Origin of the sequence: Streptomyces canus, assembly GCF_001514145.1 — a bacterium.
In the GTDB taxonomy this organism is placed as follows: domain Bacteria; phylum Actinomycetota; class Actinomycetes; order Streptomycetales; family Streptomycetaceae; genus Streptomyces; species Streptomyces canus.
Genome location: NZ_KQ948691.1, coordinates 19,366 through 40,769, shown reverse-complemented (window position 1 = coordinate 40,769; position 21,404 = coordinate 19,366). Strand labels below are relative to the sequence as shown.

The 21,404-nt window shown below is 69.0% G+C and carries 23 protein-coding genes, 1 tRNA gene and 3 pseudogenes; 19 read left to right on the top strand and 8 right to left on the bottom strand.

Going from position 1 to position 21,404, the window contains the following annotated elements; genetic code table 11:
- From AQJ46_RS59570 to AQJ46_RS53715, 5 genes and pseudogenes are all read left to right on the top strand, one after another.
- Positions 1 to 125, top strand: a pseudogene (locus AQJ46_RS59570) (transcriptional regulator); the annotation flags it as partial.
- Positions 122 to 262, top strand: coding sequence for a DUF397 domain-containing protein (locus AQJ46_RS55970; RefSeq protein WP_159064257.1), 141 nt, complete (start codon positions 122 to 124; stop codon positions 260 to 262). The pseudogene AQJ46_RS59570 and the gene AQJ46_RS55970, both read left to right, overlap by 4 nt.
- A gap of 80 nt (positions 263 to 342) precedes the next feature.
- Entirely contained in the window at positions 343 to 1,149 is an 807-nt protein-coding gene (locus tag AQJ46_RS50035; protein WP_059212029.1) for an SAM-dependent methyltransferase, read from the top strand.
- A gap of 291 nt (positions 1,150 to 1,440) precedes the next feature.
- The gene (locus AQJ46_RS50030) at positions 1,441 to 2,274 is read left to right on the top strand and encodes a hypothetical protein (protein ID WP_225887663.1); all 834 of its coding nucleotides are present in this window, start codon (positions 1,441 to 1,443) and stop codon (positions 2,272 to 2,274) included.
- 362 nt (positions 2,275 to 2,636) lie between these two features.
- Positions 2,637 to 3,139 (top strand): annotated as a pseudogene (locus AQJ46_RS53715) (sugar nucleotide-binding protein); the annotation flags it as partial.
- A 48-nt stretch (positions 3,140 to 3,187) separates the two neighbouring features.
- Here the strand turns inward: AQJ46_RS53715 and AQJ46_RS50025 are convergent.
- Both AQJ46_RS50025 and AQJ46_RS58695 read right to left on the bottom strand, forming a co-directional pair.
- Positions 3,188 to 3,262 (bottom strand) — tRNA-Trp (locus AQJ46_RS50025).
- A gap of 585 nt (positions 3,263 to 3,847) precedes the next feature.
- Positions 3,848 to 3,970 carry a hypothetical protein gene (locus AQJ46_RS58695; RefSeq protein ID WP_263972925.1) on the bottom strand — a complete coding sequence of 41 codons (123 nt, stop codon included), beginning with the start codon at positions 3,968 to 3,970 and terminating at the stop codon, positions 3,848 to 3,850.
- Between AQJ46_RS58695 and AQJ46_RS58230 the strand changes: the two are divergent.
- The 9 genes and pseudogenes from AQJ46_RS58230 to AQJ46_RS49980 all read left to right on the top strand — a co-directional run.
- Positions 3,953 to 4,174: pseudogene (locus AQJ46_RS58230) on the top strand (IS256 family transposase); the annotation flags it as partial. The gene AQJ46_RS58695 and the pseudogene AQJ46_RS58230 overlap by 18 nt on opposite strands.
- Positions 4,175 to 4,212: 38 nt before the next feature.
- Entirely contained in the window at positions 4,213 to 5,196 is a 984-nt protein-coding gene (locus AQJ46_RS50015; protein WP_059212027.1) for a GNAT family N-acetyltransferase, read from the top strand.
- A gap of 422 nt (positions 5,197 to 5,618) precedes the next feature.
- On the top strand, positions 5,619 to 5,993 hold the full coding sequence (locus tag AQJ46_RS50010) for a hypothetical protein (protein ID WP_059212026.1): 375 nt from the start codon (positions 5,619 to 5,621) through the stop codon (positions 5,991 to 5,993).
- Between the two features lie 147 nt (positions 5,994 to 6,140).
- The gene (locus AQJ46_RS55135) at positions 6,141 to 6,362 is read left to right on the top strand and encodes a hypothetical protein (RefSeq protein ID WP_159064256.1); all 222 of its coding nucleotides are present in this window, start codon (positions 6,141 to 6,143) and stop codon (positions 6,360 to 6,362) included.
- Between the two features lie 57 nt (positions 6,363 to 6,419).
- The gene (locus AQJ46_RS50005; protein ID WP_107117516.1) at positions 6,420 to 7,673 is read left to right on the top strand and encodes an IS256 family transposase; all 1,254 of its coding nucleotides are present in this window, start codon (positions 6,420 to 6,422) and stop codon (positions 7,671 to 7,673) included.
- Between the two features lie 579 nt (positions 7,674 to 8,252).
- Positions 8,253 to 8,867 carry a toll/interleukin-1 receptor domain-containing protein gene (locus tag AQJ46_RS50000; RefSeq protein WP_059212025.1) on the top strand — a complete coding sequence of 205 codons (615 nt, stop codon included), beginning with the start codon at positions 8,253 to 8,255 and terminating at the stop codon, positions 8,865 to 8,867.
- Positions 8,837 to 10,003, top strand: a complete 1,167-nt coding sequence (locus AQJ46_RS49995; protein WP_079072850.1) for an outer membrane protein assembly factor BamB family protein — start codon at positions 8,837 to 8,839, stop codon at positions 10,001 to 10,003. Before AQJ46_RS50000 ends, AQJ46_RS49995 begins: the two co-directional genes overlap by 31 nt.
- A gap of 241 nt (positions 10,004 to 10,244) precedes the next feature.
- Positions 10,245 to 10,982, top strand: a complete 738-nt coding sequence (locus AQJ46_RS58225) for a hypothetical protein (RefSeq protein WP_225887661.1) — start codon at positions 10,245 to 10,247, stop codon at positions 10,980 to 10,982.
- Between the two features lie 72 nt (positions 10,983 to 11,054).
- Positions 11,055 to 12,704 carry a S1 RNA-binding domain-containing protein gene (locus tag AQJ46_RS49980; RefSeq protein WP_225887660.1) on the top strand — a complete coding sequence of 550 codons (1,650 nt, stop codon included), beginning with the start codon at positions 11,055 to 11,057 and terminating at the stop codon, positions 12,702 to 12,704.
- Between the two features lie 597 nt (positions 12,705 to 13,301).
- Here the strand turns inward: AQJ46_RS49980 and AQJ46_RS49975 are convergent.
- Positions 13,302 to 14,204 (bottom strand): LysR family transcriptional regulator, encoded by a 903-nt coding sequence (locus tag AQJ46_RS49975; RefSeq protein WP_059212022.1) that lies wholly within the window; start codon positions 14,202 to 14,204, stop codon positions 13,302 to 13,304.
- Between the two features lie 206 nt (positions 14,205 to 14,410).
- On the opposite strand from AQJ46_RS49975, the gene AQJ46_RS55965 reads away from it, so the two are divergent.
- The 3 genes from AQJ46_RS55965 (at position 14,411) to AQJ46_RS49965 (ending at position 15,925) form a co-directional block, all read left to right on the top strand.
- On the top strand, positions 14,411 to 14,557 hold the full coding sequence (locus AQJ46_RS55965; RefSeq protein ID WP_159064255.1) for a hypothetical protein: 147 nt from the start codon (positions 14,411 to 14,413) through the stop codon (positions 14,555 to 14,557).
- A gap of 78 nt (positions 14,558 to 14,635) precedes the next feature.
- Positions 14,636 to 14,947 (top strand): EthD family reductase, encoded by a 312-nt coding sequence (locus AQJ46_RS49970; RefSeq protein WP_059212021.1) that lies wholly within the window; start codon positions 14,636 to 14,638, stop codon positions 14,945 to 14,947.
- Between the two features lie 108 nt (positions 14,948 to 15,055).
- The gene (locus tag AQJ46_RS49965; protein WP_059212020.1) at positions 15,056 to 15,925 is read left to right on the top strand and encodes a PhzF family phenazine biosynthesis protein; all 870 of its coding nucleotides are present in this window, start codon (positions 15,056 to 15,058) and stop codon (positions 15,923 to 15,925) included.
- Between the two features lie 87 nt (positions 15,926 to 16,012).
- Here AQJ46_RS49965 and AQJ46_RS59335 read toward each other — a convergent pair whose 3' ends face one another.
- Genes AQJ46_RS59335 through AQJ46_RS49960 form a run of 3 tightly spaced genes read right to left on the bottom strand, consistent with a single transcriptional unit; the run spans position 16,013 to position 16,904 of the window.
- A complete protein-coding gene (locus tag AQJ46_RS59335) occupies positions 16,013 to 16,108 on the bottom strand; it encodes a hypothetical protein (protein ID WP_390671164.1) in 96 nt (31 codons plus the stop codon).
- 29 nt (positions 16,109 to 16,137) lie between these two features.
- Positions 16,138 to 16,245 carry a recombinase family protein gene (locus tag AQJ46_RS58690; RefSeq protein WP_263972924.1) on the bottom strand — a complete coding sequence of 36 codons (108 nt, stop codon included), beginning with the start codon at positions 16,243 to 16,245 and terminating at the stop codon, positions 16,138 to 16,140.
- Positions 16,246 to 16,253: 8 nt separating this feature from the next.
- Positions 16,254 to 16,904, bottom strand: a complete 651-nt coding sequence (locus AQJ46_RS49960) for a DUF6000 family protein (protein WP_059212019.1) — start codon at positions 16,902 to 16,904, stop codon at positions 16,254 to 16,256.
- Between the two features lie 620 nt (positions 16,905 to 17,524).
- On the opposite strand from AQJ46_RS49960, the gene AQJ46_RS49955 reads away from it, so the two are divergent.
- Complete coding sequence (locus tag AQJ46_RS49955; RefSeq protein ID WP_059212018.1) at positions 17,525 to 18,073, top strand: GNAT family N-acetyltransferase; 549 nt, start codon at positions 17,525 to 17,527, stop codon at positions 18,071 to 18,073.
- Positions 18,074 to 18,090: 17 nt separating this feature from the next.
- Here the strand turns inward: AQJ46_RS49955 and AQJ46_RS49950 are convergent, their stop codons facing one another.
- Both AQJ46_RS49950 and AQJ46_RS49945 read right to left on the bottom strand, forming a co-directional pair.
- The gene (locus AQJ46_RS49950; RefSeq protein ID WP_208617132.1) at positions 18,091 to 19,386 is read right to left on the bottom strand and encodes an MFS transporter; all 1,296 of its coding nucleotides are present in this window, start codon (positions 19,384 to 19,386) and stop codon (positions 18,091 to 18,093) included.
- Positions 19,310 to 19,921 (bottom strand): ArsR/SmtB family transcription factor, encoded by a 612-nt coding sequence (locus AQJ46_RS49945; RefSeq protein WP_059212016.1) that lies wholly within the window; start codon positions 19,919 to 19,921, stop codon positions 19,310 to 19,312. Before AQJ46_RS49945 ends, AQJ46_RS49950 begins: the two co-directional genes overlap by 77 nt.
- Positions 19,922 to 20,976: 1,055 nt before the next feature.
- Here AQJ46_RS49945 and AQJ46_RS49935 point away from each other — a divergent pair.
- Positions 20,977 to 21,375 (top strand): YunG family protein, encoded by a 399-nt coding sequence (locus tag AQJ46_RS49935; protein ID WP_059212014.1) that lies wholly within the window; start codon positions 20,977 to 20,979, stop codon positions 21,373 to 21,375.
- The last annotated feature ends 29 nt before the right edge of the window (positions 21,376 to 21,404 follow it).

The window sequence follows — 21,404 nt, the reverse complement described above, 5'->3', positions numbered from 1 at the left end:
CCATGTACCTGGATCAGCGCTCGGACGTGTCGGCGCATCTGGAGGCGCACAACCGCATGTCCCTGCTGGCGTCGGACGCGGACAGCAAGGCGCTGCTGAACCGCATGCGCAAGGAGTACTCATGACCACCGACTGTCACGTCTACAACGGGATGCCGGCCACCGCTCCGGCCGGACCCGCGCTGATCTACACCCCGCAGGAGATCGCCGCGTTCGTCACGGGCATCAAACAAGGCTTCGCCGACCATCTGGCGGCCAGCTGAATCCGGACCGGTGGGACTGAGCCGGCCTCCGGCCCACCTTCCCGGCACCCCCACACACAGCACCGAAAGGTTTGGACAGGATGACCAACTCGCACGCCGCGCGGGAGATCGACACGAGTCGGCCCCACTCGGCCCGGATGTACGACTACTACCTCGGCGGCAAGGACCACTTCGAGGTCGACAAGCAGGCGGCCGAGACCGTCGCGGCGGTCTACCCCGGCATCTTCACCTGCGCCCGGGAGAACCGCTCCTTCATGCACCGGGCCACCCGCGTCCTCGCCCGTGAGCACGGCATCCGTCAGTGGTTGGACATAGGCACCGGCATCCCGACCGAGCCGAACCTGCACCAGGTCGCCCAGTCGGTGGTGCCCGATGCCCGGGTGGTGTACGCCGACAACGACCCGCTGGTCCTCAGGTACGCCGAGCGTCTGATGCGGAGCACGCCCCAGGGCCGCACCACGTACATCGAGGCGGACGTCAACAACGCGGGCGCGCTGCTGAACGCGCCGGAGCTGGCCCAGGTGCTGGACACGGGCCGGCCCGTGGCCCTGTCCCTCAACGCGCTCATGCACTTCGTCACGGATGCGCAGGACCCGTACGGCATCGTGAGCCGTCTGCTGGAGGCGCTCCCCTCGGGCAGCGCGCTGGCCCTGAGCCACTGCACGCCGGACTTCGACCCGGGCACGTGGCAGAAGGTCACGGACATCTACATCAACGCCGGCACGCCCGTGCAGTTCCGCAGCCATGCGGAGGTCGCTCGATTCTTCGAGGGGCTTGAGCTGCTCGACCCCGGGGTCACGGTCGGTCACCGCTGGCGCCCGGACGAGGAGCCCATCGCCTCGGACGCCGAGGTCAGTCTCTGGACCGGCGTGGGCATTAAGCCGTAGCGCAGCAGCGGGCAGCCGCCGTGCGGGAGCTGGATGCACCCGCACGGCGGGGGCGGCTGGATGTCGAAGGGTGCCGCGTAGCCGATGTCGGTGCGATACCGGTGCCGGGCCCTGGAGCCTGGGGCTTCGCGGAGTGGGCGCGTCGCTGGCGTGACGGCGAAGGCTGGTGGGCAGGAGGCATTCGGCACTGGGCATCGCTGCATCTCGTCGGTAACCCGGTCTTGGCGTGTGCGGGTGAGTTTCCGGGGTGCATGGCCGACCTCTGCACGCTGTTCGCTAGCATCCCTGCGCATGACGATGCGGGGGTGGCGACTGGGTGTCGTGGCGGTGCTGGCAGCGATCTGTGTCTCCGGTCCAGGACGCCCGGAAGTCATCCGTACGGCGTCGGACCTCGGCCCCCTCCCGGCCGACCGCTACGACTTCACGCCGCAGGACTATCAGCGATCGCAGCGGGCATCGGCGTTGCTGGACCGGCAGTGCATGCAAAGGCGTGGCCACCCGGACTTCCCGCTCGACCCCCGCGACCCCAGCGACCCCTTCGTCATGACCGCGGTCAGCACCGACTACGGCGCCCTGGATCTCGCTACCGCCCGCCGCTGGGGCTACGGCTGGGACCCGGCAACGTCCCAAGATTTCCGGCCGAAAGGCCGCCGGATGACCAACGCCGAGTATGCCGACTTCCCCGCCTGCAACGCCGAGACGAACCGGCGGCTGATGCGCGGCATCGACCTCAAGCGGGACTGGCTCTACGCAAGTACACGGGCGATCGAGGTCGACAAGGCGGTCAAGCGCGACCCGCGCCTCCGCGCGGCATGGGCTGTGTGGTCCCGCTGTGTGGCGGAACAAGGATTCACGCGCTATACCGACCCCGTCGCGGCGTACACGGACTCAGCCTGGCAGCGGGGCAGCGACGGCAACACCCGCCATACGCAGCGGGAGCGGGCCACCGCCGCCGCGGACGTCACCTGCAAGCGCCGCCACCATACAGCCGAGGTCTGGCACGCTGCACGGGCGCGGAACCAGGCCGTGGACATCGCACGGCACCGCGACCGCTACGCCGCCGGACTGCAGGCGCTGCAGACGTATCGATCCAACATCGCCGATGTGCTGCGAAAGCTCGGCTAGCAGGCGCCGACGCACGACTGTGAGCCCGCGAGAGTTGACGGATATGCGGCCACCCCTCAGCTTGTCGATCAACCACAGGCGTTCGGCGGGGTCGCGGCAACGGTGGCCTGGGCGGTCCAAGACCCGGGGCCCGGGGAGGATCCCAGGTCACGTCGACGCGTACTTCGTGGAAGTCCTGTGCGAGTCCCACCACCATGGCCGCCGCGGCGGCCCGTGCCTCGTCTGGTCCGGCGTTGACCGGAACGTCGGCGAGCCGCCCGCAGAGCACGCCACCTTGAACGTCGCCAGCAGAACGATGCCCTTAGGCATGCCGAAGCGAGGTCGCCTCTTCATCTCCCGCTCTCGACTCAGCGGCATGACAAGGTGTCCGCCTCGTCCACGTGTCCAGTGATGCCGTGTTCTCCGGGGCCCGGGTCCACTACGAGGAGTCCAGGCTGCCTGACCCCATCGCCCCATACGGAGCGGCGAAGGCGGCGGAGACGAGGGTCCTCGCCGTGCACCCGGAAGCTGCAGTCGCCCGCACGTCGCTGATCATCGGCTGACGGGGGATCAGTCCATGAGCGCCTCGTACACGAACTCGCCGCCGGCCCCCGCGACGGCACCCTGTTCACTGACGAGATCCGCTGCCCGGTGCACCTCGCCGACCTGGCCGCCGCCCTCCTGGAGCTGGCTTCGGGCAACAGATCCGGCATCCACCACGTCGCTGGGCCGGAGCGGTGAGCCGCCACGAGCTCGGCGTCTCATCGCCAGGCGGGACGGCCTCGACGCCTCCCGACTGGCCAGCGAGCTGACAGTCCGCCATGTGCGCCTCGGCAGCTGGGCGACCCAGCGCCGCCTGAGCACCACGCTGCGCGGGGCGCTCGAGAGTTCTGCAAGGCTCCGCGCAGCGTGGTGCTCAGGCCGCTCCGCTGTGCAGGGGCGGCAGGATTTGAACCTGCGGCGTGCGGGTTTGGAATCCGCTGCTCTGGCCGGGCTGAGCTACGCCCCTTCGGTAGCTGGAGCCTGGCACGGCGGGGGGCCCGGCCGCGACCGGTTTTCGGGCGCCACGTCTGCGTCCTCGAGGGCACGGACGTCGGCGAGGGTCAGGAACGGGGGGCGCGTCTGGGGCCGTTCCATTGCCGCGCGGAGGGCCGGCGAAAGCACGCGTTCTCCACGGCGTCCCTCTGCCTGGGCTCGATCCTTGTGAGGCGGTTGTCGACGTCGATGGGGATCTCTGAAATCGGCTCTGGCCGCAGTTCCGTGACGGCCTACGCCCTCATGCCGAGTGCTGATGCTTGTGCAGTGCTGCGCCGGCCGGCGCAAGTCCTCCGGCTCAAGCCGTAGAGCGATACGGGCTTGCGCGGCCTCGGCTTGCGGATGGGTGGGTTTTGGCGAATTCATGGGTCCTGACTGCATGTCCAGCTCTCGGAGCCTCATGGCTGGGTGAGGATTCGGGTACGCAGGAGTTCGACCGAGGCTCGGCCATACATGGCTCGCTTGACCGCTTTCACCCGGTTCACGTGTCCTTCGGCGACGCCGGAACTCCAGGGGAGGGTGACGGCGTCGAGGTGGCCGAGGAAGCCGGCGAAACCCGTCAGGGCTTCGGTGCATCCTGCTCGGCCTGGCGGATCCACTCCAGCAGCAGGTATCTGCGTTGGTGGCGGAGCAGGTCGGCGAAGGACCGTGCGAGATCGCAGGCCCGGTGATGTCCGGGCATGCGAGCCGCCTGCGGACCAAGGTCACCCGAGGCGCCGGCTCCCGCACCGCCGCCCTGGCCATGGTCTTCAAGCCGGTCGAGTCCGCGCAGAAGCGGTGGCGGGCCGTGAACGCACCCCACGTCATCGCCCTTGTCGGCGCAGGAGTCCGCTTCGAACGCGGACAGCTTGTTGAACGGCCGCGCAGACGACCGCGGCATGAATAGGGTGGCGGACCTGCCTCGAAGTTCGAGACCATACGGTCATGTCGGATGGAGCGCCAGGACAGGACCTCCAGGTCGGCTTCGGGTTCCGGCCGTATCGCGGCGACGGAGACCACGGCGCCATGGCCGCGGTGCGGCTGGGGTGTGCTGAACGGGACCGGGTCGATGCTCATTCCGTTGTGGAAGGGCTCCCGACGGCGGCCGAGATCGCCGAAGCCTCTGCCAATCTGGAGGAGCCGTCCAAGAACCAGATCCTGGTGGTGCGCGACAGGAGCGTCGTCGGCTACTCGACGATCCGGTGGTGGCAAGAGCGGGACGACAGGTGGCTGTACCTGCACCGCGGCTACCTCTTGCCCGAGCATCGCTGTCAGGGCATCGGCTCAGCCATGCTGAGCTGGGCTGAAGAGCGGATCTGTCAGCTCGTCAAACAGCATGGCACGGCGCGGACGGCAGTGATCGGCGCGAATGCCATGGCCTCCGAGGAGGACGCCACGGCGCTGCTGCTCGCGGCCGGCTACCAAGGTGTCTTCAGTGTCGTCGAGCTGGAGCTGGGCGATCTGCAGCAGTTGCCCGAGCGGGGCAGCGAGCTGCCGGCCGGGATACGGACGGGGCCGATCGGGACAAGCCACTACCGTGCAGCCTGGAGGACGGTGGTCGATTCGTATGCGGACACCGGTTTCACTCAGAAATGGCCTTTCCGGGACTTCGTCGACACCGCCGACCCGGCATGCTGGAGGGCCGCATGGAACGGGCAGGACATGGTCGGCGTCGCCCTATGCTCCATCCGCCGTCACGACCACACCGTGGGCGAGGTCGAAGAGTTGAGTGTCCGGACGGACCAGCGACGCCTCGGAGTCGGCCGGGCCCTCCTGTTGGACGGGCTGCGAAACCTTCGCGAGCAGGGTGCAACGACCGCCCGGCTGTACACGGGCACGGCAAACCCGCATCGGTCCTACGATCTTTACGAGAGCGTGGGGTTCCGGCGGCAGAACGAGTACGTCCGTTACCGCAAGCCGTTTGCTTGACCGACCGGTCATTGGCCTGTTCGGTCAATTCACTTGGCAAGGCGGGCCGCTGGGGAGTACCTCGGGCACTCCCCAGCGGCCCAGGTCAGCGGCTCTCAAGCCAGTGGATGAACCACGCGTACACGCCGCTGGCCAGGCTTGTCCGGACAGTGGGAGCACGTACCCGTGGCTGGGGCGGCGTTCAGCGGCCCCACCAAGGCGACTCCAACTGGACCCGGTTCCAGGGTGATTGGTGATGATCAGGCGTCTTGATTTGGACCCGTGGGGCGTCCCGATTTGGGGCCTTCGCGGTGGCGGAGCGGTGCAATATGGCAGTGGTTGGGTGCCAGCGGCGGCATGATGGCCCGCGTGGCGGTGGTCACCGATGTGGGGAATGACAAGATCAACGTGCCAGATCAGGTGAGATGGGTGAGGAGCACGAAATGAGCGCCGAGGGTCCAAAGCCGGCTTCCGGCCGAACCGGCTGTGGTCAGTTCCCAGAGGTCCCCGAAGAGCGTCGCATCGCCGTCGAGCAGTTCCTCGCCGAGAGGCCCGAGCTCGTGCCGTATGCCAGCAACCTCCTGCGCCGGCCCGACATCGCGCCGCTCGCGGTCGAGATGTTGCTGAAATTTGCGGAGTTCGAGGCGGAGGAGCGGACACAGCGCGAAACCGCGCCCAAGACCCCGAGGTCTGCCGGCACTGGCAGAGGCAACACGTGGCTGGACTACGTTGATGCTTTGTCAGGCGACGACATCCGGCGCCTCGCCGTCGAACTGGACCGCGGGATCAGCCAGCACCGTGACACCACAGATCGATGATCGCCAGATGGTTGCGCTCGACATGAACCGCCACCTGCACCTCGGCCCGCTCCTCCCTCAGTAGCGCACCCCGTATGACAGCTCCAAGCCAACGTCGGACGCGACGACACCTTGATCCTTTCGATTCCAAGCCTGTTCAATCAGCAGATGACTGAGACCGTTGTCGACCTTGGCACCGTCAACGCGCCCTCCGGGATGCTCGTGCTGGGGATGGCGGGCTGGATCGACTACTGGCCGCAGGCCGGAGGAACACTGTCCGAGCGTGCCCGGATCGCAATAGCCGCAGGCGGCGGAGCAATGCTCAAGACCTGTGGATCGGCCTCGGGAGGGGTACCTCGCGGAATGCGGAGGGCGTACCTTCCCGAGTGATCGATTGATGGTCACCGAGTAGACCCGCGTTGCCCCGCGGGTCGGGAGGGCACGCCCTTGCTCAGCGTAGTCAACGACGAGGGAACCACCGAGACCGGATCCCTGATGGACGACATTGTCCGTGAGGGTGCCCGGCGGATGCTCGCCGCGGCCCTGGAGGCCGAAGTCAACCAGTACAGAGCCGAATTGGCCGGTGAGCGGGACGGGGCCGGTCGCCGTCTGGTGGTCCGCAACGGTCATCATCCCGAACGGAATGTGACCACCGCCGCCGGGCCGGTCGCTGTGAAGGTGCCTCGCGTGAATGACAAGCGTGTCGACGTGGAGACGGGTGAGCGCAAGCGGTTCTCGTCGAAGATCCTTGCGCCGTGGTGTCGGAAGTCTCCGAAGGTCAGTGAGGTCCTGCCCCTGCTCTACCTTCACGGACTGTCCTCCGGGGATTTCGTGCCCGCGATGGAGCAGTTCCTGGGCTCTTCGGCCGGCCTCTCGCCGGCGACGGTGACCCGGCTGACGAAGCAGTGGGCCGAGGACCACACCGCATTCCAGGCCCGCGACCTGTCGGATTCCGACTACGTCTATGTGTGGGCCGACGGCGTCCACCCCAAGGTCCGCCTCGGCCAGGCCCACTCCTGCGTCCTGGTCCTGATGGGCGTGCGCCCCGACGGCCGCAAGGAACTCATGGCGCTGGCCGAGGGGCTGCGTGAATCGACCGAGTCGTGGGCGGATCTGCTGCGCGACTGCCGCCGACGCGGCATGCGCGATCCCGAACTCGCCGTCGGGGATGGCGCCATGGGCCTATGGCGGGCCCTGGCAGGGGTATTTCCTCAGGCCAGGCACCAGAGGTGCTGGGTTCACAAGGTCCGCAATGTCATGAACGCGCTGCCGAAGTCGGCCCAGCCCGGCGCGAAAAAGGCCTTGCAGGAGATCTACAACGCCGAGGACCGCGACCATGCCGAGAAGGCGGTCAAGGACTTCGAGCGCGCTTACGGCGTCAAATGGCCGAAGGCGGCCAAGAAGCTCGCCGACGAGACCGACGAGCTCCTCGCGTTCTACGACTTCCCCGCCGAGCACTGGGTGCACCTGCGCACGACAAACCCCATCGAGAGCACTTTCAGCACCGTGAAGCTGCGGACCAAGGTCACCCGCGGGGCCGGCAGCCCGGTCGCGGCCCTTGCGATGGTGTTCAAGCTCGTCGAGTCCGCCCATGCCCGCTGGCGCGCGATCACCGCACCTCACCTCGTTGCCCTCGTCCGCAACGGCGCCCGCTTCGAGAACGGTCACCTCGTCGAACGCTCCGAAGCGGGGGCCGCCTGATGACACGAGAGACGAGCGCCGCTACCCCAAACTCCTGCGGGTTCCCCAGGTAGCAGACGATGTCTGGCTGTCTCAGCCCGAGGCCGCCCGCCAACTGGGCATCGCTCTCTTTCGCATCGGCGCACTCATCGCCTGCGGCCACCTGGCGCCCGCGGAGAACTCGGCTGGGAGGGCGGCAGGGCCCCGGGGAGAGTCACGTTTGCCCGGTTTGATCAGGTAGGGCCGGGGTCGCTGACGTGAAGCGGAACACGGCGCTTGAGGATCGTAGAGTTCTCGACGCTTCAAGATCCGCAAGGTTGCCGTGCTCGTTGTCCCATCACCCCCTGCGTCCGTCGTGCTCGATGCAGCGCCCTCGCTGACGCCCGCCGGGCAGACGGTGGTGCTGGGGCCGCTGGAGGCCTTGGCGAAGGTGCCCGATCCGCGGGACCGCCGCGTGCTCTTCGCACTGGCGACAGTGTTTGCCGTGGGCGTGTGCGCCATGACCAGCGCGGGTCGCAACTCCCTGACGGCGGTCCGCGAACTGGTCCGGTGTTCGAAAAGCGCAAGCCATGGCGTGCCCCCGTGGCGCACCATGAGCCCATGCGCACCCGACTTTCGTACCAGCAACAGGACGAGCGACCGGCTTCCTCGCTGGCGGCCGCGCTGAGGCGTGTCGGGGCCGACCTCGTACTCGACGCGTGGACGACGGCCCCGGACGACTCCCCTGCGTCCCGCAGCATGGCGAACCCCTCCGCCGATACGGACGACGCCGTCGTCCTCCTGTGGTCGGCCGCCGCCGGAACCGCGTGGGGCGAGGCCCTGGCGGAATCCGGCCTGCCGAGCGGGCTCACCGGCACCGGCGAGGCCCGCCTCGTGCCCGTCCGCCTCGACGACACGCCGCTGCCGCCCTCCCTGGGCAGCCTGCGCCACGTACGCCTGGCGGGGGGCACGTACCGTATGACAGACGCGACGGCGGCCATGATCGTGAACATCGGTTCAACCGCCGTGCCAGCGCCCGCCGTTCGGGGCAACATCTCCGAAAACGTCTTGGTCATCAGCGACTTCGGCCGCCTGGGACTTTTCGCGGCCTGTCCGCAGTGCGGCGTGAGCAGTGACCGGCTGCGCTCGTACACGACCGTCGAGCACATCAGCGACCGGGCCCTGTACCTGGTCATCTGCGGCGTGTGCGGCTGGCAGGACGCCTGCGACATCTGACTCCGCTGAACCGGAAGACCTCTGACGAACCCAAAGCACGCGACACGGGGGTGGCCATAGTGGCAAAGCGCAACCGGCGCCAACGGGGAAACGGGCGCCCACGCGAGGGGATCCGGCTCCGCACCCCGGGCCCACTGGCCGCAACCGGGCGAACCGGAACCGTGCGATGGCGGGTGCACGTCGGAAGCGCGGTGTACTCGGCGCCGTACGTCACCGACAAGACCGTCTATGTCAGCGGCCGGGGCCTGTGGGCCGTGGACGCGGCCGACGGATCCGTCCGGTGGACCAACGCCGACGCCGGAGGCATGGGTTCTCCCACCGTGGCCGGGGACACCGTCTATGCCGCTGGGCGCGACTTGTTCGCCCTCGACGCCGCCGACGGCCGGCCCCGCTGGCGCAGGCGGATGTGGTGGAGCTCCCACAGCCAGCCCTTCGTCGCGAACGGGCTGGTCCACTACGTCAACGCCGGCCGGCACCTGCGGACCGTGGACGCGGCGACCGGGCGCCGCCGCTGGAGGGCGAAGTACCAGCGCAGGAGCGGGGGGATGGAGTCGGCGCCCGTGCTCGCCGACGGCATCCTCTACGCGGCCGGCAAGGACGGGATCGTCTGGGCGTTCGACCCGGCCACCGGCAGGGTTCGCTGGAAAGAGCCCATCTACAACCTGTCCCCTGCCACGCCACTGGTGCAGGACAGCACCCTGTACGTGGCAGGACGGAGCCCGTCCGTAAGGGCGCTGGACGCCGCCACCGGTGCACCCCGCTGGCACATGATGGTCGGTTCCCTCGGCAACATCTGGAACACACCCGCGATCTCCGGCAACACCCTGTACGTAGGCTGCCGGGACGACCGGCTGTGGGCGCTGAACGCCACCACCGGCGCCATCAGGTGGCACGTCACCACGGACGGCCCCGTCGGCTCCTCCCCCGTGGTGGCGGACGGCACGGTGTACTTCGGCAGCGACGACGGCCACCTGTGGGCGATCAGCGCGGAGAACGGCCGTTTGCGGTGGAAGGTGAAGACGGGCGGGCCGGTGGAGTCCCCGGTCGTGACGAACGGCGTGGTCTACGTCGGCAGCAGGGACGGATACCTGTACGCGATAGAGGCGAGCCCGGACCCAGGCAGACCGTTGCCGTAGAAGCATGGATACCGCCGCAGAAAGGAGCGGCAGGTTGCACGCGAAGCGGACCGCCGCCGACGGGGACACCGTCAGGTCAAATCAGGATCTTCCCGGAACACTCCGGCCTGGAGAGGGCGGGCGTCACGATCACTGGCATGCAGGCAGAGAGGACTGGCGCGACAGCGCCACATACCGCGCAAAATCCCTTCGTCTCCTCAAGGACACGATCGGCTTCTTCTAACTACCCGGTCCACAGGTCTTGACGATTACTCCAGGCGGCGGCCACCTGCACGGACCTGAGGACACCGAGCCATCCGCATGGATGTGCGAGGCGATCGCCGTAGCAGCAGCCGCCGACCGGCCCCTGCAGGTTCGGGCCCGGACATCAGCCTCACCCTTCGACGGGGAACCGACGATCGCCGTCCTGGAGGTCGACCTCGGCCTGCCCTGGCCCGGCCCCGATGCCGGCGAGCCCCTACAGCTCGGAGACCTGCCGGTCGACCGGTGCGGCATGGTCCTCGGCGACGCCCGGGCGCTGGACGGCTTCACCGGCCTGGACGGCCCGTCCACCGACGGCCTGGCGGACGTCACCTACTGGGGCAAGTACGAAGACACCGTCCATGCCCGATTCGGCGGCGACCGCATCCCGCAGCACTCCAGCGGACACGGCCCGCGCGGATGGCTCGACCTCCCGTTGGACGAGGCCGAAGCTGTCGCCGAACGGCTCCGGACCTGGACCCGCGAAGGACCCGGCGACGGCCTGATGGTCGCCGTCGACGCCCACACCGACTTCCACCGATTCAACCGGGCCGGATGGAGGCACCCACTACTCGCGGGCACCATCGACCTCGACGCCTGCCAAGTCCTCGGTCTCGGCTGGGACCCCGGGGATCACTCCATGCGCCACCGCGGAGAGCGGGCCTACGGTCAGGTCTACCCCGCCACCCTCGAAGCCCGCGCAGGCGGAAGCGGCACTGCGCTGGAGCCTGACCGGTGAACCGCACTCCGACTGGAAGCGCGCCAGAAGAACCCAGTTGAGCGGGATGGTTCGGCGCGGCACACTCGCCCGATGAGGCACACCACGCAGCCAGGCCGCTGGGGCGGGCCCTGGTACCGGGCCGACCTCGCCGAGCTGCTCTCCGTCAGCCGCGCCACCGTCTACCGCGTCCTTGAAGCCGCCAGAACACACCCGCGCCTAGGACCTCGGGCGGGCAGTGACGTGCTGCCCTACGTCTTCCGGGTCACCAAGTACGACCCTGCCGACCGCGACGAGCACGGTAGCTACGTCGGCACCGAGCCGGCATTCAGCGACCACGGACCGGTCGAAGCCGCCTACCTGCAAGCGGTCGCCGCCTTTGCCGAAGCCACCGGCGTCGACCAGCTGGCCGTCCGCGAGCCGGAGATCGGCGGCTTCGCCCACTTCGGCCTGGAGCCACCGGTCGACGGCTACGGCCTGGCAGGCCTCTTTCCGGCCGGCCTCGCCGGGTTCCACGACGGTGCGCTGGTGCCGACCGCGGTCGGCCTGGAACTCGTCCGAGCCATGCTCCGCGACAACGGCGCCTGGTGCCGCCTGGAGGCGGAGGGAGCGTTCGCAGTGCACGTCGGCTGGGACCAGTACCTCTACGTCGGCAGCAGCCGGCCCTGCGAAGCCGCGCTCACCCGCACCCGCGCGCTCGGCCTGTTCCCGGAGTCCCTGGAGAGATCACCGTACGACTTCGCTCCCGAGGACCCCGCATACGTGCAGCGTCCGGCGGACGCCGACTTCTGGGCCCGCCTGCACTGGACCGTCAGCGCCCACCGCGCCGTATTCCTGGAGGAGGTCTTCGCCGCCAACGCCTCCCGGTGGCACCGCCTGACCCGCGACAACATCGAGGCAGTGCGCTCCAAGCTGGCCCCCCGCTCCCGGTTGGCGGTCTGGCCGGATCTGCTCACCGACGTCGACACGGCCATGGCCGCCCTGCCCGACGAAGGCCTGGTGGAGGTCATCTGGGAGGACGAGGACGGGCGGATCACCAGCACGGTTGTGGACGAGACCCAGTTCGAGGCAGTGACTTCCCAGCTCGCCAGCGCGCGTGCTGCCGGCGTCGTATCCATGTATGCCGGTGAAGGTCTCCCGCTGTTCACCGCTGTACTGCCGGACAGCGACGGTGTCCTGCGCGCTCGCTGGCAGACCGAGCCGACGCCAAGCGACCGGGACTGGGCGTTCCTGAAGACCCTGCGCCGTGGCCAGGTCGTCACCGGCACGGTGACGTCCATCGCAAGCTTTGGCGTCACCTTCGTTGACATCGGCGGCTTCACCGCGATGATCAATATTCCGGAACTGTCCTGGCGTCCGTTCAGCCACCCGTCCGACATCGTCAGCGTCGGTCAGGAGATCACAGCCGAAGTCCTCGATGTCGACATGGTCCGGGAACGGGTGCCGTTGTCACTCCGAGCAGTGCAGGAAGACCCATGGCCGCAGGTAGTGCAGAGGATCGGCCAGGTGGTCACCGGACCGGTCACCAAGATCATGCCGTTCGGCGTCTTCGTCCGCATCGAAGAACGAGAGGACGGCTTCGAGGGGCTGGTGCACTCCAGCGAGCTGGATGAATCGTCCGAAGACGTTGTCGAGGTCGGCGACGCCCTCACCGTGAAGATCATCGATGTCGATCTTGCGCGCCGTCGCATTGCCCTGTCGCATGTCCAGGCCCCTGCCGCCAATAGGGAGCCGCATGACTGAGGCGAGAGGAATCCGATGCAGGCCGAGTTGGACGAGGCGCTCGCGCAGCGTGACGCGATCCGGCGCGAGTTCGGCGAACTGCGCGCTTGGCTCTGTAGAGAGCTCGGAATCCTGCGTCAGGAACCGGGACCCCAAGGGATGACTGTCCTGAGTGTCGCGTCCGACGAGGAGATCGTCGCCGCAGTCGCCCAACTGCGGACCGATACAGGGCTGTCACGGCGGATCTGGTCAGACAACTCCTGCTTCGACAAAGGACATCCACACCACCCACCCTCGGCGGACCACAACCACCGTTCCACCGCAAGGCCCCGAGGCGGGGCCACTTCGCCTCGCCATAACCCTTCAGAACCCCCGAACGCCTCCCCGCGCTGGGGCCAGTTGGAGTCGCCTTGGTGGGGCCGCTGAACGCCGCCCTGGCCATACCCGCGAGGTCCTGCGGAACACCGCGCCCGCACAATCCGGCGACCGTGGTGCGCGAGGTCGATGCGGTGGCCCAGTGTGCGCCGCCAGACACGAGTTCGCCGTCATCGTGGCCGCCCGGCGCAAGGTCTTCGGCCTCGCCACCGCAGGCGTCCGTCTCGCTTGACCTCTTGCGCGTCAGTCCGGCAGCCAGTGCAGCTCGTGCGCCAGGGTTTTGGCGACGGCACGGATGCGGCGGTGCAGTGGCGACTGCTCACGTGGGAGGACCAGGTGGATCGTCAGGCTGGGCGCGCCCCGCAGCGGTCGCCAGGTGAGATCGGCCGGTGATGCCGTGACCGCGGCTTCTCCGGCCGGGGCGAGGGTGACCCCGTCGCGCAGGTCGCGCTGAGACATGTCGAAAGAGACTGCGGGCGTGTGGAATCGGGGGTGTGGTCGGGTGTCTCGGAACAGTGCGGACAGCTGATCGTGGATCACGGGGTTGGCCGCACGGTCCGGGAGTCGCAGCGGATACGCGGCCGCGTCGACGATCTCGATCTCCGGGTGTTCGGCCAGCGGATGGTGCTGCGCCAGCTGGACCCCGATGCGCATACGCCGCAGCAGGAACCGGCGCACGCCACGGCCCGGCTGTTCACCGCGGGTGATCCCGGCATCGATGCGGCCGTCGGCGACCGCGGGGGAGATCTCCGGTGTCGCCATCGGGACCGCGCCGACCTCGAGTCCGCTGTTGCCGCGAATCAGCCTGTCCACCAGGGCTGGTGCCGTCTCGGCCCCGGTGCTGAGGCTGTATCCGATGCGCAGCGTGCCCAGTTCACCGGCCGCCGCGCTCCGGGCGGTGTCCCATGCCCGGTCCAGCGCCGCCAGCGCGGGCGGTGCGGACTCCGCCAAAACCGCACCGGCCGTGGTCAATACGACGCTACGCGTGTTGCGGACCAGCAGGGCCGTACCGAGTTCCGCCTCCAATCGGCGCATCCGGGCGCTGAGTGCGGGCTGTGCGATACCGATCCGTGCGGCCGCGCGGGTGAAGTTCAACTCGTGCGCCAGCACCAGGAAGTACCGCAGGCTCACCGTATCCGGCGCCACGTGCCCTCCCTGCCGATTGATAACGATCCGTTCTGAGTCTATCCCGTACCGGTCTTTCCCTCGATCGCACATCAAGCCCTAACCTGCGCATATGGCGATTCAACTGACCGCAGTACTGGACATCGCACTCACGCACACCGCCGATTTCGAGTCCGCCCTCACGGCTCTCGCGAAGGCCGCGGCCACCGAGCCCGATGTGCTCGACCATGGACTCTGGCGCGACCCGACCCACGCGGGCCCTCCCCGATGTCGTGGCCTTCGGCGGCGACCTCCCGCTGTGGCTGGCCACCGACTCCCACGCGCTCCTCGAAACCACCTCCGTCCTCACCCAGATCCCGATGCTCCGCACCTAGCGAGGCCGGCGGCAGTTCTTAGCAGGAGCTCCCAAGTCACCCGGAGTGTTACGGCCTCGTCTCTGGACGGAGGTCGTCATGCATAGGTTGCTGGTCCTGTATTCCAAGCCCGCCGACCCTGACCACTTCCGCGACTACTACGTGACCAACCACCTTCCACTGGTCATGAACTGGCCCGGCCTGCTTGCGTGGCGCTACAGCTTCGACGTGGCGGCGACCAAGGGAGAAGCGCCGTATTTCGCGGTCTTCGAAGGCGACTTCGCTGACGCCGCCGCCATGGCCGCGGCGCGGGCGTCGCCACACGGCCAGCGGTTGGCCGCCGATGTAGTCAACTACGCCACCGGCGGTGCGGTCGTCATCCACTATCCGGTGCCGGACGGCACCGGCTGATGCAGGCCGGTACGCTCCGGGACGCGTTCGGTCGGCCGTTGCGGCCAGGTCCGGCTATCGGCGGACGCCGTTCGCGGTTGCGGTTCGTTGAGCGTGGAAGGTGGGCCGATGTACTGGCCGGATGTCACGGTGGTTGATGCGTGCGTGCGGCGCGACGGCCGGGGCGGTAGCCCCACGTCCGTCACCGACGACGACCCGGCGGCGACGGACGCGGACCGGCGTGCGGTCGCTGCTGCGGCCGGCACCTCGCACGCGGCGTTCCTCGGCCCGGGGCGGACGCCGGACGGTGGCTGGCCGGTCCGGTTCTTCACCGCCACTGCCGAACTGTCCGGCTGCGGCCACGGCACGGTTGCCGCGCAGGCCGTCCGGTTGACCCGCGCCGCGCTGGGCGAGCTGAACGACCGCCAACACACCGGCGGGCGCACGTTCGACACCGTCGCGATCCGCCGCCCCGCCGGCATCGAGGTGTGGTTCGACCAGGGCCTCGTCGCGCTGCGTCACCCGGCACCGGACGAGCGCGCCGCGATCGTCGCCGCGCTCGGGCTCACCGCGGACGACCCGCATCCGACCGACGCGCCACGGATCGCCGCGCCCGGCGCACCACGCATGCTGGTACCGGTCCACGACCGGTCGGCGCTGCTCCGAGTCCACCCAGACCTCGGCAGGCTGACAGTGGCGTGCCAGCAGTACGGGCTCCTCGGCTGTTTTGTGTACGTACCGCCGGTGGGCGACCGACCGGGTGCGGCGCGGATGTTCGCGCCGGCGATCGGTGTCGACGAGGACGTCGCCAACGCCAACAGCACCGGCTGCCTGGCCGCCCACCTGCTCGACACGACAGGGGCGCAGACGGTCGCGATCGAGGTGGAGCAGGGCGACACCCTCGGTCGACCGGCCAGCGTGCTCGCTTCGGCCCGACGCGGGCCGGGGGGCATCACGACCCGGGTCGGCGGGTTAGCGGTGGTCCGCGACGGACACTGAGGCGACGACTGGACCGTCCTCTTCTGCGATCCGCGCATGGGACTGGGGCTGTCCGCCGCGGTCAAGCGTGGGCACCCGGTGGCGGCGTCAGCGGGACGCGGTGTCGAGGGCGCGGCTGAGTGTCCATCGGGAGACGCGCAGCTTGGCGGCGACGGCGGTTCGGGTTTGTCCGGCGCCGAGCAGGATGCGGGCGTCGGCGATCTGTTCGGAGGTCAGGGCGCGCAGCCGCCGACGCGGCCTCGGGCGCGGGCGGCGTCGAGGCCTTCGCGGGTGCCTTTGACGATCTGCTGACGTTGGAACTTGGCGATGGCGGCGAACACGGTGAAGATCAGTTCGCCGCACGTGTCGTCGCTGGTGTCGACAACGATGCTGTCAAGGGTGTGTCGGCGCATTCGTCGATGACGGCGCAGGCAAGGCGAATGCCGCCCAGGTAGGTGGAGATGCCGTGATCGCCGTGCATGTGGGGCGCCTCCTGGAACCACTGCCGCCACAGGCCGCCCTCTTGGAGGAAGTGGCCGGCCCGGTCGCTGTGCAGGACGGAGTCGGTGTACGCCAGGGCGCCCATGGCTGTCGGCTGGTCGTAGGCGAGGTCGGGCCGATGCAGGTAGCGATCCAGGTAAGCGGCGAGCAGGTCGGCGTCCCGTGCGGTGCCGAAACTCGCCAACGCCACGCAGTAGGCCGCACCCGCGCAGCAGACCTCGCTCTCCAGCAGCAGTGCTCCCAGACGCCCGCGGAATTGGTCACGGCGCGAGATGGCGGCGAGCCATGCCGCGGTGCGCCGCTCGCGCCAGCTGCCCTCGAAGAGGATGGTGAGCTCGGCGTCGGTAACAGCCCTCGCATCACGGGCCAGGGCATGAACGAACGGCTCGTACTTCTCGCGCGACATGCGAAGTACCGCTCCGCCAAGCTTCAGGTAGCGGCGCGCAGGGAGGCAATAGCGGCGGTACAGAGCCTGTATCTCGGGGTCGTAGCGGATCACCACCCCATCCTCTCGCGACGAGCACGCAGCTGAGGGCGTGGGGCGGAATGCGCCTGCAGTGTCCCCGAGACGGGTGGGACCCGACTTGGGACCCAGGTCGGGTGAGCAGGGTTTCGACAGCAGCACTGGCGCGGAGAGGTTGCTGGGGTGCGATGGCCGACGCCGTCGGGGTCTGGCGCCCTGACCGCATCGGTGCGTCGGCTTCAGGCAGGTGGAAGTGGCCCGGCGACGGTCACCGTGCCGGTCCACCAGTCCGGTTGATCGGGTGCGTGCCAGGGGACGTCGAGCCGGCGGTGGGTGAGTTCCTCCGCCTTCTGAACCAGGGCCGCCTGCGCGATGTCCGGCTCGGACGAGGGCGGAGGACCAGCGGGCACTCCGTCGGCGATGCCGGCCGGCCCGGGGAAGTGGACGGCGTACCCCCTCCGTCCGGGGTCCGGTACACGACGCTGATCGGCGTCCCGAGGGTGCGCCAGTACGGCCGCCGATTGCTCGCCATGCCGGCACGGTACCGCGCACTCACCGCCCTGCGGCGCGTCCGGTCTCACCGCGGACGTACGCACTCCCGACCGTCCGGATAAACGGATGGCTGGGTGCGAGCGTGACGCGGCAGGATGCTCCGCATGACCTTGCCCACCCCCGAGCTGCACACCGCCCGCCTGCGACTGCGGCCGTTCGCCGACGCCGACGCGGCGTCGCTCTACGCGCTGCACAGCAGCGCCCACGTGCTGCGCTACTGGGACTCCCCGCCGTGGACCGAACCAGCCCGCGCCCAGCGCTTCATCGCGGCCTGCCGGACGATCGAGGAGGAAGGCACGGGAGCGCGGGTGGCCGTCGACCGCGTCTCCGACGGCGCGTTCATCGGCTGGTGCGGCTTGACCCGCTGGAACCCGGACTTCCGCAGCGCGTCCCTGGGCTACGTCTTCGACGCCGCCGCGTGGGGCCACGGCTACGCCACGGAGACCGCGCACGCCGTCCTGCGGTGGGCGTTCGACACCCTGGACCTGAACCGTGTCCAGGCCGAGACCGACACCCGCAACGTGGCGTCCGCCCGGGTCCTGGAGAAGCTCGGCTTCGTCCGCGAAGGCACCCTCCGCGAGGACTGCGTCGTCAACGGAGACGTCTCCGACTCCTGGGTCTTCGGCCTCCTCCGCCGCGAAACGGTGTTGTGACGCCTCGGCGGCAGGCGTCACAACACGTTGGGTGCAGTCTCCTGGGCGGGACCCTTGTGTGCCGGGTGATCTGGAGCGTCGGCCGGGGCAGCGGCACGCAGCGCCGCTTCGACCCGGCGGTTGCTGGTCATGGATGCCGTGATGGCCGTCATCGCCAGGAGGAGGACGGCGGCGGCGTAGAGCGGGGTACGGATGTCGTACGTGGTGGCCAGCCAGCCACCGAGAAAGGCCCCGATGGGGGCGGCGCACATGGCCAGCATGCGGGAGGTGGAGGCGACCCGGCCCATGAGGTGGGCCGGGACGATCGCCTGCCGGAGGGAGGGCCCGAGCACCATCGTGGCGCCCATACCGGCCCCGCAGACGGCGAGCGCCAGTCCGGCCACGAACGGGTTCGCGGCAGCGGCCAGGCTCAGGATGGCAAGCCCTTCGACGGCGGCTGTGCAGGTCAGTGCGGTGCCGGTGCCGAGTTGTCGGCCAAGGTAGGAGGCGATGCCTGCGCCGAGCAGGCCGCCGGTGGCCTCCGCTGTGAGGAGCAGGCCGAAGCCGTAGGTGTCGATCCCGAGGCGGTCGTACGCGAAGAGGGCGAGGACGGTCTCCACAGCGAGGAAGGCGACGTTCCCGACCGCCGGGCGGAGGGCGAGACCGAGGAGCAGCCGGTCCCGGAAGACGTACGAGGCCCCGGCTCGCGCCTGTTGAAGCAGCGAGTCGCGGACCTCCGGTACGGGCCGGGGCATGGCGGGCAGCGTACGTACGAGCAGGGCGGACAGGGCGAACGAGACCGCGTCGGCGAGCAGCGGAACCGCCCGCCCGAGTGCGAGCAGCGCACTGCCCGCAGGCGGCCCCGCGAAGCCGGACATGGCGGTCTGGGCGCCACGCAAGCGGGAGTTGGCGCGCTCCAAGAGTGCGGGGTCGCGGCGGAGCAGATCCGGCAGGTAGGCCGTGGCGGCGGTGTCGAAGAAGAGTCCGCCGAGGCCGAGGAGGAAGGCGACGGCCGCGAGCAGCGGAATGCTCAGCACGTCGAGCGCGGCCGCCGCCGCGGGTATCGCGAGCAGCACCGCACGTGCCGTGTCCGCGAGCCACATCGTGCGCCGGCGGTCCCAGCGGTCCACCAGGGCACCGCCGAGCACCCCGAAGAGCAGCCACGGCAGCGTTCCGGCGGCCGTGACGACGGCGAGCGCCATCGGATCCCGCGTCAACGTCAACGCGATCAGCGGCAGCGCGGCATGCGATACCCCGTCACCGAGCGAGGACACCGTCTGCGCGGTCCACAGACGTCCGAACCCGGTCGGCAACTTCCTTATGTCCGAGGTCACTCAGCGCCCCCTCGGCCTGCCGGCGCGGTGCCGGGTGGAACAGCGCGAAGACGAGTGACGCGTCCGGCAGCGACGGATCGGACAGCTCCCGGTACTCGTCCGCCAGTGCCTGCAGCCGTGCCCCCAGCTGCGCGAACTGCTCCTCGGTGAGCCGCAGATGCGCCATCCGTACATGCCGTTCGCCATCCACCGGCGACGCCTCCAGGTCCGCCACCGCATGGCGCATCAGCACATCCGGTCCTCCCTCGCCCGGATCCGGCAGCGTGATCGTCCGCGCGGCCATCGCGTAGTACCGCTCGGTGACACCTCGCACCTTCCTCGTCCGCACCACCTTCACCAGACCGGCCCGCTCCAGCAGCCGCACGTGATAGCTGGAACTTCCCTTCGCAAGACCCACCCGTTCGGCGATCTGTGTGATCGTCGCCGGCTCGAAGCGCAGCACGGCCATGATCCGGTGGCGCGTGAGATTGGAGACGGCGCGCAGTTGCTCGTCCGTGGTGACGTGAAACGTCTCGGGGAGATCAGCGGTAGGCATGCGAGCAATGGTCAACGACTCTTGACCATTGGGCAAGGGGATTTCGCGAGGACCCCGAGAATCTGCCGCCGAAGCGCGTTGCCTGCCGTCAAAACCAGTCGTGGAAAGCGTCGTTGGGCCAGGTGCAGGCGGTTTCGGTGGTGACGCAGCGCATCCGCAGGCCAGGCCCGGCCTGGCTGCTCCCGCCTCGGCGAACGGAACATCAGCAGCAGCGGGGCCACGCCGTGCTGATCGACCCGACCGTGTTCGTCTCCGAGTCGTAAGCCGTACGGGTTTCTCGGTGCCGGTCTTCTTGGGGATCGCCTTCTCCTGGTCCAGGCGCTGGTGGGCTGAGGGAGCCGGGAATGAGTGGCGCGAGGTGAAACCCCCGGAACGGCTCGAGGTCACGCAAGGTCCGTACCGTGCCCGTATGTACCCTTTCGGTCGGGCATGGGACGAAATGAGACCGGCGACTCGTCGGTATTGAGGACAAAGCTTGGGTTGGCTGTCATTGATGAGTCGCATCGGGACCGGTACAAGTGACGGGTGACAGAACCTTGTGCCCCGCGCCCTGGCCACCTCCCCTCCAGGCCGGGACGGTGGACCCGGCAGTCGGCGGGTGCGACGTTCGCCGCCGTCGCAGCATTCCTCATCACCCGCGACGCCACGTTCGGGTTCATCAGGCAGGCGCTGCCCGAGAGGGCGTACACCGCTACGGTCCTCGCGGGACTTGCCGTGTCGGCTGTCGCCTACGGCCTTGCCGTGTTGTGGCTCAGGCGATTGCCCTAGCAGGACGGCTCACGGCAGGCTTCAACGTTGCTGCTCGGGCCGACTGGGCCAGCTGCTCGGAAGCGGAACCGAATCGTTCGGTCTTTCCGCATCCACCCCCGAAGCTGTCCACGGACAGCGGGACATCCGAGTGAGCGGACACTTCAGGTCCTTGTTGACGGACAGTCGATCTCCCTGTCTGGTATGGCTATTCGTCCCCTGTTCGGCTGTATCCGTGCATATTCGGGACAGTCTGCCTTGGCGCCTGGGCCATCTGTGATGTCAGTGGTGGCTGCGATGCTGGTGGCATGACCGCTTGGAACCTGCTTGATCTCGACAAGGCCCTGCGTGCCGGCTGGGCTGCCGACACCTGCTCGCCCGACGACCAGGCCGGCTGGCAGCCGGGCAACCCGGCCTGGGGGCACTGCGACATCACGGCTTTGATCGTCAACGACGTCTTCGGCGGTGATCTCGTGGTCGGCGAGGTGCATCTTGACGGGACCCAGCACGGTTTCCACTGGTGGAACCGGCTGCCGAGCGGTGTGGAACTCGACCTGACCAGTGAGCAGTTCCGGCGCGGCCAGACGGTCACGGCTGCTCGTGTCGTCGTGCGGCCGCCGGGCCCGCTGCCTCGCCGTTGGGAGGAGTACCTCCTGCTGCGTGAGCGTGTGATCAAGCAGCTTGGTCCGCTTCCGGAGCCCGTCTGAGGAGACAGAGGTCACTGGGCCGGGGCAAG

What these genes read in the sequence shown, in the direction of transcription:
- AQJ46_RS55970 (WP_159064257.1), top strand. Translation starts at nt 122, where the DNA reads ATGACCACCGACTGTCACGTCTACAACGGGATGCCGGCCACCGCTCCG.
- AQJ46_RS50035 (WP_059212029.1), top strand. Translation starts at nt 343, where the DNA reads ATGACCAACTCGCACGCCGCGCGGGAGATCGACACGAGTCGGCCCCAC.
- AQJ46_RS50030 (WP_225887663.1), top strand. Translation starts at nt 1,441, where the DNA reads ATGACGATGCGGGGGTGGCGACTGGGTGTCGTGGCGGTGCTGGCAGCG.
- AQJ46_RS58695 (WP_263972925.1), bottom strand. Translation starts at nt 3,970, where the DNA reads ATGCCCGGACATCACCGGGCCTGCGATCTCGCACGGTCCTTCGCCGAC.
- AQJ46_RS50015 (WP_059212027.1), top strand. Translation starts at nt 4,213, where the DNA reads ATGTCGGATGGAGCGCCAGGACAGGACCTCCAGGTCGGCTTCGGGTTC.
- AQJ46_RS50010 (WP_059212026.1), top strand. Translation starts at nt 5,619, where the DNA reads ATGAGCGCCGAGGGTCCAAAGCCGGCTTCCGGCCGAACCGGCTGTGGT.
- AQJ46_RS55135 (WP_159064256.1), top strand. Translation starts at nt 6,141, where the DNA reads ATGACTGAGACCGTTGTCGACCTTGGCACCGTCAACGCGCCCTCCGGG.
- AQJ46_RS50000 (WP_059212025.1), top strand. Translation starts at nt 8,253, where the DNA reads ATGCGCACCCGACTTTCGTACCAGCAACAGGACGAGCGACCGGCTTCC.
- AQJ46_RS49980 (WP_225887660.1), top strand. Translation starts at nt 11,055, where the DNA reads ATGAGGCACACCACGCAGCCAGGCCGCTGGGGCGGGCCCTGGTACCGG.
- AQJ46_RS55965 (WP_159064255.1), top strand. Translation starts at nt 14,411, where the DNA reads ATGGACTCTGGCGCGACCCGACCCACGCGGGCCCTCCCCGATGTCGTG.
- AQJ46_RS49970 (WP_059212021.1), top strand. Translation starts at nt 14,636, where the DNA reads ATGCATAGGTTGCTGGTCCTGTATTCCAAGCCCGCCGACCCTGACCAC.
- AQJ46_RS49965 (WP_059212020.1), top strand. Translation starts at nt 15,056, where the DNA reads ATGTACTGGCCGGATGTCACGGTGGTTGATGCGTGCGTGCGGCGCGAC.
- AQJ46_RS49955 (WP_059212018.1), top strand. Translation starts at nt 17,525, where the DNA reads ATGACCTTGCCCACCCCCGAGCTGCACACCGCCCGCCTGCGACTGCGG.
- AQJ46_RS49945 (WP_059212016.1), bottom strand. Translation starts at nt 19,921, where the DNA reads ATGCCTACCGCTGATCTCCCCGAGACGTTTCACGTCACCACGGACGAG.
- AQJ46_RS49935 (WP_059212014.1), top strand. Translation starts at nt 20,977, where the DNA reads ATGACCGCTTGGAACCTGCTTGATCTCGACAAGGCCCTGCGTGCCGGC.